The organism is Enterococcus sp. DIV1089c, from assembly GCF_050530965.1.
GTDB classification, from domain to species: Bacteria; Bacillota; Bacilli; order Lactobacillales; family Enterococcaceae; genus Enterococcus_B; species Enterococcus_B hirae.
In genome coordinates this window covers 640,959-653,816 of the sequence record NZ_CP172888.1, presented here as the reverse complement: position 1 = coordinate 653,816, position 12,858 = coordinate 640,959, and the positions used below count along the sequence as shown (strand labels likewise).

The window sequence follows — 12,858 nt, the reverse complement described above, 5'->3', positions numbered from 1 at the left end:
AATTTTTATTCATCTATTTTATTCATGAAAGCGGTATATTCAAAATAAAAATCCTATAAACTTACGTTTTCACTTTTTTTCACAAAGAAATATATACAACATATAGTGTAGTTGTCCGTTTATACACCCATTTGCATACTATATATAGCTAGTATTTAGTTGCTCCTTCGTGGATTTTGTTTTATGATAGACAAGAAGAATTTAGCAGGAGTTGAATAAAATGAGTGTACAAATTGAAGAAAAAGTAACAGATCCCCTTCATTCAGAAGTATCAAACATAACAATCATTAAACGAGATGGTCGACGTGTCGAATTTGATGAAACAAAAATCAATGAGGCTTTAGTCAAAGCTGAAAAGAAAATTCATGGCTCATTGTCTCCACTTACTTATGAAAAAATTCAAACGATCGTGGATTTAGTCGTTCAAGAAATCAAACGACGCTTTACCGACAACGTTAAAATATATGAGATCCAAAATATCGTTGAACACATTCTTTTAGAAAAAAACGAATATGAATTAGCAGAAGAATATATCAATTACCGCACAAAACGTGATTTTGCCAGAAGCAAAGCGACAGATATCAATTTTTCGATCAAAAAATTGATCAATAAAGACCAAACAGTTGTCAATGAGAATGCGAATAAAGATAGCAATGTCTTCAATACTCAAAGAGATTTAACCGCTGGTATCGTTGGAAAATCCATCGGTTTGAAAATGTTGCCCCCACATATCGCAAATGCGCATCAAAAAGGCGACATCCATTACCATGATTTAGATTATCATCCATACACACCAATGACAAACTGTTGTTTGATCGATTTCAAAGGAATGTTGAACAACGGATTCAAAATTGGAAATGCTGAAGTGGAATCACCAAAATCAATTCAAACTGCTACTGCTCAAATTTCACAGATTATTGCAAATGTAGCTTCCAGTCAATATGGTGGTTGTTCTGCTGACCGAACAGATGAATTACTTGCTCCTTTCGCTGAACTGAATTATCAAAAACATTTAGCGGATGCAGAAGAATGGATCGAAACACCTGAACGTCGAGTAGAGTATGCGAAATCAAAAACCAAAAAAGATATTTTTGATGCGATGCAAAGTCTAGAATATGAAATCAATACTCTTTTTACTTCAAATGGTCAAACACCATTTACTTCTCTTGGCTTTGGTTTAGGAAAAAACTGGTTTGAGCGAGAAATTCAAAAAGCAATCTTACAAAATCGGATCAATGGCTTAGGTAGCGAAAAGCGGACAGCTATCTTCCCTAAATTGATTTTCACATTAAAAGATGGCATAAACTTGAACCCAACTGATCCTAATTATGACATTAAACAATTAGCTTTGGAATGTGCAACTAAGCGGATGTATCCTGATATTTTAAACTACGACAAAATCGTTGAATTAACCGGTAGTTTCAAAGTACCTATGGGTTGTCGTTCATTTTTACAAGGTTGGAAAGATGAAAATGGCCAAGAAGTGAACGTTGGACGAATGAATCTTGGTGTGGTCACACTAAACTTACCTCGTATTGCCATCGAAGCGAAAGGCGATCAGGAAAAATTCTGGCAAATCCTCTCTGAGCGCTTAGCCATCATGAAAGATGCTTTAGTTTATCGTGTCGATCGTTGTAAAGAAGCGATCCCTGCTAACGCACCAATCTTATATATGTATGGTGCATTCGGTAAACGTCTCTCAAAAACAGATGCTGTCGATGAATTATTCAAAAATCGTCGTGCAACGGTTTCTTTAGGCTATATCGGTCTTTACGAAGTGGCTTCTGCTTTTTATGGTGGGGAATGGGAAAACAATCCCGAAGCAAAAGATTTTACCCTTGATATCGTGAAAGAATTAAAAGCTAAAGCAGATGCTTGGGGTGACGAATATGGATATCATTTCAGCGTTTACTCTACACCTAGTGAGAGCTTAACTGATCGTTTCTGCCGTTTAGATACAGAAAAATTTGGCGAAGTCGAAAACATCACTGATAAAGAATATTACACGAATAGTTTCCATTATGACGTTCGTAAAAACCCAACTCCGTTTGAAAAACTAGATTTTGAAAAAGATTATCCGAAGTATTGTTCTGGTGGTTTTATCCATTACTGTGAGTACCCAATGCTTCAACAAAACCCGAAAGCATTAGAAGCCGTTTGGGATTATGCTTACGATAAAGTTGGCTATTTAGGAACGAATACACCAATTGATCATTGCTACAAATGTGGCTTTGAAGGTGACTTCAAACCAACCGAACGTGGCTTTGAATGTCCCGAATGCGGCAATCATGATCCAAAAACTTGTGACGTCGTTAAAAGAACCTGTGGCTATTTAGGTAACCCACAAGCACGTCCAATGGTTCACGGTCGTCACAAGGAGATCTCTTCACGTGTCAAACATATGAAGTAATCTTTCTCTACTATTTCGTTCTAATTCACTCTAAAAAAAAGATAGAGCGATCAGTTATTCCTTAGAAAACAATCCCCTTTCACAGCGTGACTACGATAAATCGAACGGTGTGTGAACCGTGACCGTTCGATTTATTCGCATTTTTTTGAGGCTAGTCCATTATCTTTTCTGAGACTGCTTGCTGTGAAACTGGTTTGAGTTTTAAGTAAATTTTTCATACTTTGATGTTAGAAAGAAGTTTTTTTATGCGAAATCCTAAACCTAAAGAATGGCTGGCACAAGATTACAGCCAAAATTACATTGCTGATTACAAACCATTTAACTTTGTGGATGGCGAAGGCGTAAGAAATAGTCTTTATGTGAGTGGCTGCTTATTTGCTTGTGAAGGATGTTTCAATAAAGCAGCGCAAAACTTCCGCTATGGTAAACCTTTCACACCAGAGCTGGAAGAACAAATCATTACCGATCTCCGCCATGATTACGTTCAAGGACTGACCCTTTTAGGCGGGGAACCTTTTCTAAACACGGACGTCTGTCTCCAAGTCGTTGAGCGTATCCGACAAGAATTTGGTCAGACCAAAGATATCTGGTCGTGGACCGGTTATACTTTTGACGAACTACTTCAAGACTCCGAAGACAAGTTAGCTCTTTTAGCAAAAATCGATATCTTAGTTGATGGACGTTTTGAACTAAGTAAAAAGGATTTAAAACTACAGTTTCGCGGTAGTAGTAATCAACGCATCATCGATGTCAAAAAATCGCTAGCCGAAAATAGAGTAGTGATTTGGGAAAAATGCAGCGATGCTACAGAATCGTATGAACAAATCAAAAAACAGGAGTTCATTTAGGTCCTCCCACTCCTTATTGAATAAAAACAGTAGAAACGTATGTTGATTTCCAACACGTTTTCTACTGTTTTTTCATTCCCACAAAGGTAACACAATATTCTCATAAGTCATGGGATCTAAATTCGTTAACGTGATCCCCAAGAGACGTATGCCTTGTTCAATCCCTAAAATTTCTTCCCAAATCAAACTTGCTTGATAAAAGAGCGCTTCTTTCTTATAGATATACTCAGGTAAAGTGACTCTTTTCGTGACTGTCGTATAATCCGTATATCTCACTTTTAGCACTACGGTTTTTCCATGTTTCTGGACTTTTTTCAACGACTCTTCGACTTTCTCAGCTAATTGTCGTAATTGTGCTAATACCGCTTCTTCCGTTTGTAGTGGCTGACCATAAGTATGCTCTTTTCCTACAGATTTTCTTTCTCTTGTCACATTGACTGGTGCATCATGGACACCTCTTACTTTTCGATAAAGCGAATAGCCCATCTTTCCAAATTGTTGGATCAACATCATCTCTGTACAATTATAAAGATCTTCTCCAGTGAAAATACCAAGTTCATGCATCTTAGGGACGGTTTTTTTTCCTACCCCATGAAATTTATCAATAGGTAGTGCCTTTAGGAACGTCAATGCGTCTTGAGGTGCAACGATAGTAATGCCTTTAGGTTTTTGAAAATCTGAGGCTAATTTCGCTAAAAACTTATTATAGCTCACACCTGCCGAGCAGGTCAGTTTTACCTCTTCCCAAATGTCTCTTTGGATCAAACGAGCAATTTTGATTGCTGATTTACAATTGCGTTTATTGTTCGTCACATCAAGATAGGCTTCATCAATACTGACAGGCTCAACGATATCCGTATATCGGTAAAAAATCTCACGAACAATTTGTGAGATCTCACTATATTTTTGATGATCGCCTGGTTTAAAAATGGCTTGCGGACATAATTCATATGCTTTTTGCGCACTCATCGCTGAATGGATGCCATACTTTCTTGCTTCATAATTCGCTGTAGTAACCACTCCTCGACCACCAGTGTCACTCGGATGTCTGGCAATAACTAAGGGTTTCCCTCTAAATTCTGGATGATCCCGTTCTTCGACAGAGGCAAAAAAAGCATCCATATCGATATGAATGATTTTTCTAGATGTATCATTATGTAAAGGAAACTGTAATTCCATCTCACTCACCCCTATCATGATTATATAGGAACTTTTGTTCGGTGACAAGAAGATGGTTACCCACCGAACGGACCATAAAAAAGAGCCGAAATTTCACAAAAACTGAGACATCAATTTCGGAAATCACGACTTCTAAAATGATCATTCATCACTTGAGACTGTTGAGTAAACCAACCAGGTCACCTGAATCATTCGTTACTCAGTTTCTTCAGTCGCTTGCAAGGATGCATCAGAATGAAGAAAATAAATCAACGTTTGTAATTCATTCGTTAAGTCAACATTTTGAATCAACACGTCTGCTGGCGCATTTAATCGAGCAGAGGTAAAATTCAAGATGCCTTTAATGCCCGCTTCAGTCAACCGATTAACTACTTCTTGTGCTCGCTCAGCTGGTATCGTCAATATTGCTACTTCGATTTGTTGGATCTTGATTTGCTCAAACATATCTTCCATAGGGTAAACGGGAATCCCATCCACGATCCGTCCAACGATTGCTTCGTTGACATCAAATGCACAACTTACACGGATACTGTTACTTTGATGGAATTTATATTTTAAAAGGGCACTTCCCAAATTACCGACACCGATCAACGCCACATTAGTCAATTGATCATCATTCAATGTTTTTGCGAAAAAATGCATGAGGTCTTCAACATCGTAGCCATAGCCTCGTTTTCCTAATTCTCCAAAATATGAAAAATCACGGCGAATCGTTGCACTGTCAACTTGAACAGCCTCACTTAATTCAGTTGATGATACTTTTTTCTTACCAGCATTATTTAAGATTCGTAAATAACGGTAATACAAAGGTAGCCGTTTGGCTGTTGCCTTTGGAATAACATGATCTTTCACTTAATTACCTCCACTTTTACTTTAAGTTTACTTTGATTTATCCATCATATCAGTATATATAGGAAAAAATCAATTTGATTGCTTGGATATTGTGAAATTTTATTCTTTATTCATTTTTTTATCATTTCTTTGAACCTCGCAGTATCAAGGAATTTATGGTAGACTACTAGTTGAAAAAGAGATTTATTCTTAGAGAATTCACAAAGTAGAAAAGAGGATTCCATGATATTATTACAAGCCAATCAAATTGCTCGTCACTTCGGTGCAGAGATCTTATTTGAGAATATCCATTTAGAAATCAGCACAGGGGCTCGGATCGCATTAGTCGGCCGTAACGGAGCAGGAAAATCAACACTTTTGAAGATCCTTGCTGGAATCGAACGCCCCGATGAAGGAACAATTGCTAAAAATAAAGCTGCTACTTTAGGCTATCTGGCACAAGATACTGGGTTAGATTCAGCAGAAACAGTCTGGAATGAAATGCTTAAATCATTCGAAACAATCCGTCAAATGGAAAATCGAATGCGCGAACTTGAAATCTTGATTAGTGAAGGAACACCTGATACACCTTCCTATGAGTCACTTTTGAAAGAATACGATAAATTACAACACGATTTTTCAGATAGAAACGGTTATGGCTACGAAAATGAAATACGCTCTGTTTTGCATGGCTTTAAATTTGATCCGTCTTTTTATGATCAAAAAATCAATGAATTGTCTGGCGGACAACGCACTCGCTTAGCGTTAGCAAGAATGTTGCTCCAACATCCAGATATATTGATTTTAGACGAACCAACCAACCATTTAGATATTGAGACTCTCTCTTGGTTAGAAGGCTACCTGCAAAGTTATACTGGTGCCTTACTGATCGTCTCCCATGACCGATATTTCTTAGATAAAGTCGCAACAGAAGTTTACGAATTAAGTCGAAAAAAAATGCGCCACTATAAAGGGAATTATTCGAAGTATCTTGACATGAAAGCTGAACAATTAGCAACTGAATGGAAAGCTTATGAAAAACAACAAACTGAGATCCATAAATTGGAAGATTTTGTCGCACGCAACTTGGTACGCGCTTCTACGACGAAAAGAGCCCAAAGTCGCAGAAAAGTCCTTGAGAAAATGGATCGGATTGACCGTCCTCAAGGAGACGAAAAACAAGCTCACTTCCTTTTCAATGTAGCAAAGCCATCAGGAAATGTTGTATTACAAATTGAAGATGCTGCGATTGGTTATCATAATGAAGTTTTGTCTGAACCGATCAATCTTGATATTCGGCGTCAAGAAGCCATTGCACTGGTCGGTCCCAATGGTATTGGTAAATCCACGCTTTTAAAATCGATCATCCATCAGTTGCCTTTTATCCGTGGAAAAGAACATTTAGGAACCAATGTGACGATCGGCTATTACGATCAAGGTCAAGCGGACTTACACACCAACAAAACTATTTTAGCTGAATTATGGGATGAACATCCAACGACTCCCGAAAAAGAAATTCGTAGCGTTTTGGGTGCCTTTCTATTTTCTGGTGAAGATGTAGAAAAGACCATCCCCTTGCTAAGCGGTGGTGAAAAAGCCCGAGTCGCCCTTGCAAAACTCGCAATGAATCAAGAAAACTTTTTGATTTTAGACGAACCAACCAACCACCTGGACATTGATAATAAAGAAGTATTAGAAAATGCCTTGATTGATTATGATGGTACTTTGTTGTTTGTCTCTCATGACCGTTATTTCATCAATCGGATTGCCACAAAAGTCATCGAATTATCGGAAAACGGTAGTAAAGTTTATTTAGGTGACTATGATTATTATTTGGAAAAGAAACAAGAAGAAGCGGAGATAGCAGAGCTGTTAGCTGAAAAAACACCAGAAGAAGAGCATATTTCTACGAACAAGAAAACCTATTTCCAAAGTAAAGAGCAACAAAAGCTGATACGTAGTTTACAACGTAAAATCACTCAAATTGAAGAAGAATTAGCTATTTTAGATGAACAGATCGAGTCACTAGAACAGCAAATGGTGTCCCCAGAGAATTTGGATGACCATCTCAAATTAAATGAATTGAATCAAACACTCGAAGCAACTCGCCAATCTCAAGAAACGAAACTTTCTGAATGGGAAGATTTGAGTATTGAGCTTGAAAAATATGAAAATGAATAAAAACAGATAAATGAATATTCATTTCTGCACTAGAAACGCTCTCAAAACAGTACCTGCTGTTTCGAGGGCGTTTCATTTATCACAACGCACACTATCAGAGCAATCTCAAAGTACTTGTTGATTACCTGACCGGATTATCTTGAATTTTTGTCTCACTAGATTGTGCCTTTGTTTCGATTAAACCGGGATCCTTTATTTTATCGGTTATACTTTCCATCGTTTGGCATCCATTCGTTTGAGTTTTTTGGTTTGTGTGACTCTCCATCTGATCCCTCCCCTTATTCAATGAGAAATCAGTGATCTTCTTTGTTACTTGAAAATCAATTACCACTTTGTTTCTTTGACAGCCTTTAGGATTTATTCGCCCGAACATTTCTTGATAAGCTTGTTGATTTAGCCGATAATTAGTAATTTTCCCTCCCAAACACCGCGATAAAATTTCACTTTTTATCTTTATATCCTTCGCTAGTTCTTCTTTGAATTCTTTTAAATTTCCTTCATCGAACCTTGTATCCAACTTATATTCCTGTAATTTTGCTTCATTTATTTGTAGCCAGATATTTAAATAATCTGTTAGATAAATCTTTTCTTGACTATGGACTTGTATTTCTTTATGAAAGGCTTCAGTATGAGATTCATAACTGGTATCACCACTATTTACTTCTTCTGCTTTTTTTTCTAGTGCATACAAGCGGATTATAGCTTCAGCCGGCGAATAACGTTCTTTCGGTTCATGAATTTTTTTATTTAGCTTAAGTAGCATTTCATTGACTTCTTTATCTTGATTATTTGAAAATTTTTTTCTAAGCCATTGAGTCAATCCCATTCTAAACACTCCTATCTATCGCTCTTTTACAAGAATTATATCTGTTATTCTTTTTATTAATAGGTCACTTTATTCCTTTCAACCTAAAAAAAACGACTATTACTAAAAGAGAGACTGAGCAAAAATTTCCTCAGTCTCCTCTATTCATTTCCTACTCATTCATACTAGCTGAACCGAAATTCTGTTTGTTTAAGATACTTGATTGAATTCTTGATTTTTCAGTTCATACACCACATCGCAGCCTTTAGCAACATCCTGTTCGTGGGTGACTAAAATAATACATTTCTTTTGCTCATGTGCAATCTCTTGGAAAAGTTTAACGATCTCGCTGGAAGTTGCTTCATCCAAGTTTCCAGTCGGTTCATCCGCAACGATTAGATCGTGTTCACAGCATAGGGCTCTAGTGATTGCTACTCGTTGCTGCTGACCACCAGATAGCATCGTAACTTTTTTATCTGCTAAATCCTTAGTGATTCCGACTTTTTCCAAGTTCGCTAAGGCGTAGGCTTTTTTATCTGTCTGTTGGCTTTGAGCAATCTCCATCGCTGTTACCACATTGTCTACTGCCGATAAATACGGCAGTAGATTATAGGCTTGGAATACAATTGATACATCTTTACGACGATATTCCCGCAAGCCAATTTTTTTCAACGATTTGTCGTCATAGAGAATTTCTCCGTTTTTTGGTGTATCTAGTCCTGCAATCAGGGATAAAAAAGTCGTTTTCCCTGAACCGCTCGTACCTAAAATTGCATACATTTTGCCTTTTTCAAAAGTTAAATTAACGTTTTCGAATAATCGTCGGTTGTCTTCATACCAGTAGCCTAAATCTTTTGTTGATAGTGTCATTAAAAATTCCTCCTTTAATTAGGAAATCAATATTTTCTTCGGATTCAGTCGTAGAATTCCTGCTGATGAAAGGACAATTGAGAATAAACTAATCCCCAGCCCAATTCCTGCAAGACTTAAAATCTCGGTTGGCTGCATTGAAATATTTAGTTCTTGAATTTCTTTTGATTGTGTAAATGGATTGCTTCCCATTTGACCACCACTAGGACCACCGTTTCCGCCACCAGGTGCTTGTCCTTGGTTACCTTGATTTGGACCGCCGTTTCCTGCAGTATTCGCTTCTTGTCCATCTGCATTTTGCGAAGTTGTTTGCTGACTCAACAACTGGTTGCCGACTGCATTGCCAACAACATTTCCGCTAGCTGCAGCGATCCCTAAAGCGAAGATCATGCAGACAAAAATCTCAACGAAAAATTGTGAAATAACTTTGACCCGTGATTCACCTAATGAAAGTAATACACCGATCTCATATTTACGTTCACGAATCGACAGCATAATAATCAATGTCAAAATAATGACTCCGGCTACGGCTACTAAAATCACGATATTCTTCGCAAAGCTTGATACATTATTCAACGGCTGAAGCATTTGCTGATACATTTGATCATTGGTTTCTAAGCTGAATGTATCCGTATCGATCAATTTATTCGCTGCTTCTACAAAGCTGTCCATGTCTTTGGGATCATCTAAGTTATAAACTGCCGAATCGATCGTTTTTCCTTCCGATCCAGTTAAGGTGTTAACCAGTGTATAAGAAGAAAAAATCGTGTTCGCTGGATTCATAAAGTTGAAGCGAGCACTCATACTGTTGCCAGAATCACTTGTTTTGTAAATACCTTTAATAGTAACTTCAACATCTTTATCATCGGTATCTTTAATCTTAAATTTGTCCCCGACACTTAGATCGTTTGCTTCCGCTAAACTTTGCTCGATCAGTACATTATTCGTCCCTTCATCATCCCAAGTGATTGCCTTGCCTTCAACTAGGCTAGCTGTTCCTGATGAAAAATCACTGTAAGAATTACTTTCGGAAACACCTTTAATTTGGAAATCCCCTTGACTCATCCCACCAGGTGCTTTCTGTCCACCAAATCCAACAGCTTGTTCATCCGAAGATTCCTCTTCACTGTCACTATCACTCGAGATCGGTGTAATCCCTGTGCCTTTATCCGCTGAAGTACTTGCTTCAAATGAATACGATTTAACATTCGCTAATTCTGCGATTTTTTTTGCATCACTCAAGTTGACGGGTGTCTGTTCAAAGCTACCTGGATCTGGACGACTGCTTTCATCATCTGAATCTGAATTTGATTGCTGTTTGAACATTGCCTCTCGGTTCATTGATAAGGTGACGGTCGCCCCGACACTTTTTTTCGCATTCGTGGTCGCCAGTTCAGCGCCGCTGCGGATCGTTAACCCCGCTAATACAAAAATTAATATGGCGGAAAAGACGGTGATCATAATTATGCTGCGTCCTTTTTTGGCCCAAAGGCTTTGAATCGCCCGTTTGATATAATTCATTTTGGTTCCTCCTTCATTTGTCTGTTTATAGAGTAGGCAAGTTGGCTTAACCGAAGCTTAAACGTGACAAAAAAGTTTTTAAGGTTGTTTTAGGAAAGCGTGGTAAACTGAGTAAGTAATAGATGAAAAAGGAGAAAATCAATGATAAACCTTTTAATAGTAGAAGATGAAGCGACACTTTCAGATAATATAAAAGAAATCTTGTCGGATTTAGGTGAGATCACACAGATCTATGATGGGGAAGAAGGCTTATTTGAAGCAGAAACTGGTGTTTATGATCTAATATTGCTAGACCTGATGCTGCCAGGGAAAAACGGCTACGAAATCTTAGCAGAATTACGGAAAAAAAATATCCAAACCCCTGTGCTGATTCTAACTGCCAAAGATGGCCTAGAAGACAAAATCAATGGATTTCAAAAAGGTGCAGACGATTATTTGACGAAACCTTTTTATCGTGAAGAACTGATTATGCGGGTAAAAGCGTTATTGAAGCGTTCGTTAGGATTGTTTTCTGAGAATCAAATCGTCTATAAAAATATTACCTGCAACCTTGCGACGAAAGAAGTAACCATCGACGATGAGATCCTATCAATTCAAGGAAAAGAATTTGATCTCTTGGTTTATTTCATCCAAAATAAGGGCGTGATTTTAACAAAGGAGCAAATCTTCGATCGGATTTGGGGATTTGATTCCGATACGACCATTACAGTTGTAGAAGTATATATGAGTCACTTAAGAAAACATTTGAAGCCGTCAGGTGCAGATCAGCTCTTTAAAACACTGAGAAATGTCGGCTACATCTTACAAAAGGATTAATGCTATGAATACCGAAATATCAAGAAAACAACGATTAAAATTTTTCTTCTTAAATGTAGCCGCTTTTGCAAGTATCTTCCTATTATTAGGATTTATAACTCTACAACTGCTGCAAAGCTCGGCCTACCGCCAAACAGACCTGTCACTAACTCAAATGGCGGAGAATGAACATCTTATTCAGATGGAAATCAACCGGTACCAACAAAGCAATCCCTTTCTGGCACAAATGCCGGGCGAGCAGCTGAGAGAGAATAGACCAGAAGGCAATAATCAGTTCAATACTCAGATCATTTTATGGTCAAAAGAAGGAACGATTCTCAACAAAGACACGATTGGTGGACGGTTCACTGAACTGGAAAATTTAACCTTAGATAAGAAAAATCTCGATTCTGTTCAAGCATTAAGTTTAAAAAATGCAGGCTATTCTAGCCAAAAACTTTCCTTTCATTCGTATACAATCAAAGCAGATAAAGGAGGAGACATCGCCTATATTCAATTTTTAGCCAATACCAATCAAATCGCAGACTCCATGAAAACCTTCAAGACAACACTGATTATCTGTATGGTCGTTTTTTGGCTGATTTCGATTGGAATAAGCTTTTACATTTCAAAAATGAATATGCAACCCATCATGCTCTCATGGCGCAAACAACAGGAATTTGTTGAAAATGCCTCTCACGAATTACGCACGCCACTAGCAATCATTCAAAACAGCCTGCAGCAATTGTTCACCCGACCCAATCACACCATCTTGGAAGAGTCTGAACCAATTGCCCAAGCCCTGAATGAAACACGGCGAATGAAAAGCCTGACTGAAGACCTGCTAACCTTGGCACGCAGTGATTCCAATCAGTTGCTTCTGCAGAAAGAATCAGTTAATCCCAAAGAATTTATTCGTCAATTAGCCCAGCCCTTCCAGGAAATCGCAGAAATAAACGATCAATATTTTGTCTTGGAAAACTTTGCCGATCAACCAGTGATAGTCGACGAAAAACGTATCCACCAAGTTCTAGTTATTCTGCTGGACAATGCGCTAAAATACACAGAAGCTAAAGAAAAAATTGTCCTGCAATCTGAAATCTCCAACGATAATTGGCTGATTGAAGTCAAAAACAACGGGCCATCTATTAGCGATGAAGATAAAAGACGAATTTTTGAACGCTTCTACCGCGAAGACCGCTCTCGTTCTAAAGAAACTGGTGGCTATGGTCTTGGTCTCGCAATTGCCAAACAGATCATCACTCAGCATAAAGGCAAACTGTCCGTAAGAGACTGGGAACCTAGAGGAGTCGTTTTTCAAATACAATTGCCAATGAAATAGATGACAAAACGACTAAATTGTGATCAGATGATAGATTTTTATACCTGTATATAATTCCTTCTCTTTTGTTTCTATA

At 37.8% G+C, this 12,858-nt stretch carries 10 protein-coding genes; 5 read left to right on the top strand and 5 right to left on the bottom strand.

Going from position 1 to position 12,858, the window contains the following annotated elements:
* Positions 1 to 220 precede the first annotated feature (220 nt).
* Positions 221 to 2,410 (top strand): anaerobic ribonucleoside-triphosphate reductase, encoded by a 2,190-nt coding sequence (gene nrdD, locus IGL30_RS03090; RefSeq protein WP_010719825.1) that lies wholly within the window; start codon positions 221 to 223, stop codon positions 2,408 to 2,410.
* 245 nt (positions 2,411 to 2,655) lie between these two features.
* Positions 2,656 to 3,258: an anaerobic ribonucleoside-triphosphate reductase activating protein gene (gene nrdG / locus IGL30_RS03085; protein ID WP_010719826.1), complete on the top strand. Its 603-nt coding sequence runs from the start codon at positions 2,656 to 2,658 to the stop codon at positions 3,256 to 3,258.
* A gap of 72 nt (positions 3,259 to 3,330) precedes the next feature.
* On the opposite strand, the gene dinB is transcribed toward nrdG, so the two are convergent.
* Positions 3,331 to 4,437, bottom strand: a complete 1,107-nt coding sequence (gene dinB / locus IGL30_RS03080; RefSeq protein ID WP_088745136.1) for a DNA polymerase IV — start codon at positions 4,435 to 4,437, stop codon at positions 3,331 to 3,333.
* A 195-nt stretch (positions 4,438 to 4,632) separates the two neighbouring features.
* Positions 4,633 to 5,289 (bottom strand): redox-sensing transcriptional repressor Rex, encoded by a 657-nt coding sequence (locus tag IGL30_RS03075; RefSeq protein WP_010719828.1) that lies wholly within the window; start codon positions 5,287 to 5,289, stop codon positions 4,633 to 4,635.
* A gap of 222 nt (positions 5,290 to 5,511) precedes the next feature.
* On the opposite strand from IGL30_RS03075, the gene IGL30_RS03070 reads away from it, so the two are divergent.
* Complete coding sequence (locus IGL30_RS03070; protein ID WP_088745137.1) at positions 5,512 to 7,449, top strand: ABC-F family ATP-binding cassette domain-containing protein; 1,938 nt, start codon at positions 5,512 to 5,514, stop codon at positions 7,447 to 7,449.
* A gap of 121 nt (positions 7,450 to 7,570) precedes the next feature.
* On the opposite strand, the gene IGL30_RS03065 is transcribed toward IGL30_RS03070, so the two are convergent.
* From IGL30_RS03065 to IGL30_RS03055, 3 genes are all read right to left on the bottom strand, one after another.
* Positions 7,571 to 8,275, bottom strand: a complete 705-nt coding sequence (locus tag IGL30_RS03065) for a hypothetical protein (RefSeq protein ID WP_123875018.1) — start codon at positions 8,273 to 8,275, stop codon at positions 7,571 to 7,573.
* Positions 8,276 to 8,464: 189 nt separating this feature from the next.
* Positions 8,465 to 9,124, bottom strand: coding sequence for an ABC transporter ATP-binding protein (locus IGL30_RS03060; RefSeq protein ID WP_010719831.1), 660 nt, complete (start codon positions 9,122 to 9,124; stop codon positions 8,465 to 8,467).
* Positions 9,125 to 9,142: 18 nt separating this feature from the next.
* The gene (locus tag IGL30_RS03055; RefSeq protein ID WP_123875017.1) at positions 9,143 to 10,645 is read right to left on the bottom strand and encodes an ABC transporter permease; all 1,503 of its coding nucleotides are present in this window, start codon (positions 10,643 to 10,645) and stop codon (positions 9,143 to 9,145) included.
* Between the two features lie 141 nt (positions 10,646 to 10,786).
* On the opposite strand from IGL30_RS03055, the gene IGL30_RS03050 reads away from it, so the two are divergent.
* Positions 10,787 to 11,461: a response regulator transcription factor gene (locus tag IGL30_RS03050; RefSeq protein ID WP_096709316.1), complete on the top strand. Its 675-nt coding sequence runs from the start codon at positions 10,787 to 10,789 to the stop codon at positions 11,459 to 11,461.
* A gap of 4 nt (positions 11,462 to 11,465) precedes the next feature.
* Positions 11,466 to 12,782: a sensor histidine kinase gene (locus tag IGL30_RS03045; protein WP_096709317.1), complete on the top strand. Its 1,317-nt coding sequence runs from the start codon at positions 11,466 to 11,468 to the stop codon at positions 12,780 to 12,782.
* Positions 12,783 to 12,858 lie beyond the last annotated feature (76 nt).

Bases quoted from the DNA above. Each gene is read 5' to 3' on its own strand.
- IGL30_RS03050 (WP_096709316.1), top strand. From the start codon at position 10,787: ATGATAAACCTTTTAATAGTAGAAGATGAAGCGACACTTTCAGATAAT.
- IGL30_RS03045 (WP_096709317.1), top strand. From the start codon at position 11,466: ATGAATACCGAAATATCAAGAAAACAACGATTAAAATTTTTCTTCTTA.
- IGL30_RS03060 (WP_010719831.1), bottom strand. From the start codon at position 9,124: ATGACACTATCAACAAAAGATTTAGGCTACTGGTATGAAGACAACCGA.
- IGL30_RS03055 (WP_123875017.1), bottom strand. From the start codon at position 10,645: ATGAATTATATCAAACGGGCGATTCAAAGCCTTTGGGCCAAAAAAGGA.
- nrdG (WP_010719826.1), top strand. From the start codon at position 2,656: ATGCGAAATCCTAAACCTAAAGAATGGCTGGCACAAGATTACAGCCAA.
- dinB (WP_088745136.1), bottom strand. From the start codon at position 4,437: ATGGAATTACAGTTTCCTTTACATAATGATACATCTAGAAAAATCATT.
- IGL30_RS03070 (WP_088745137.1), top strand. From the start codon at position 5,512: ATGATATTATTACAAGCCAATCAAATTGCTCGTCACTTCGGTGCAGAG.
- nrdD (WP_010719825.1), top strand. From the start codon at position 221: ATGAGTGTACAAATTGAAGAAAAAGTAACAGATCCCCTTCATTCAGAA.
- IGL30_RS03065 (WP_123875018.1), bottom strand. From the start codon at position 8,275: ATGGGATTGACTCAATGGCTTAGAAAAAAATTTTCAAATAATCAAGAT.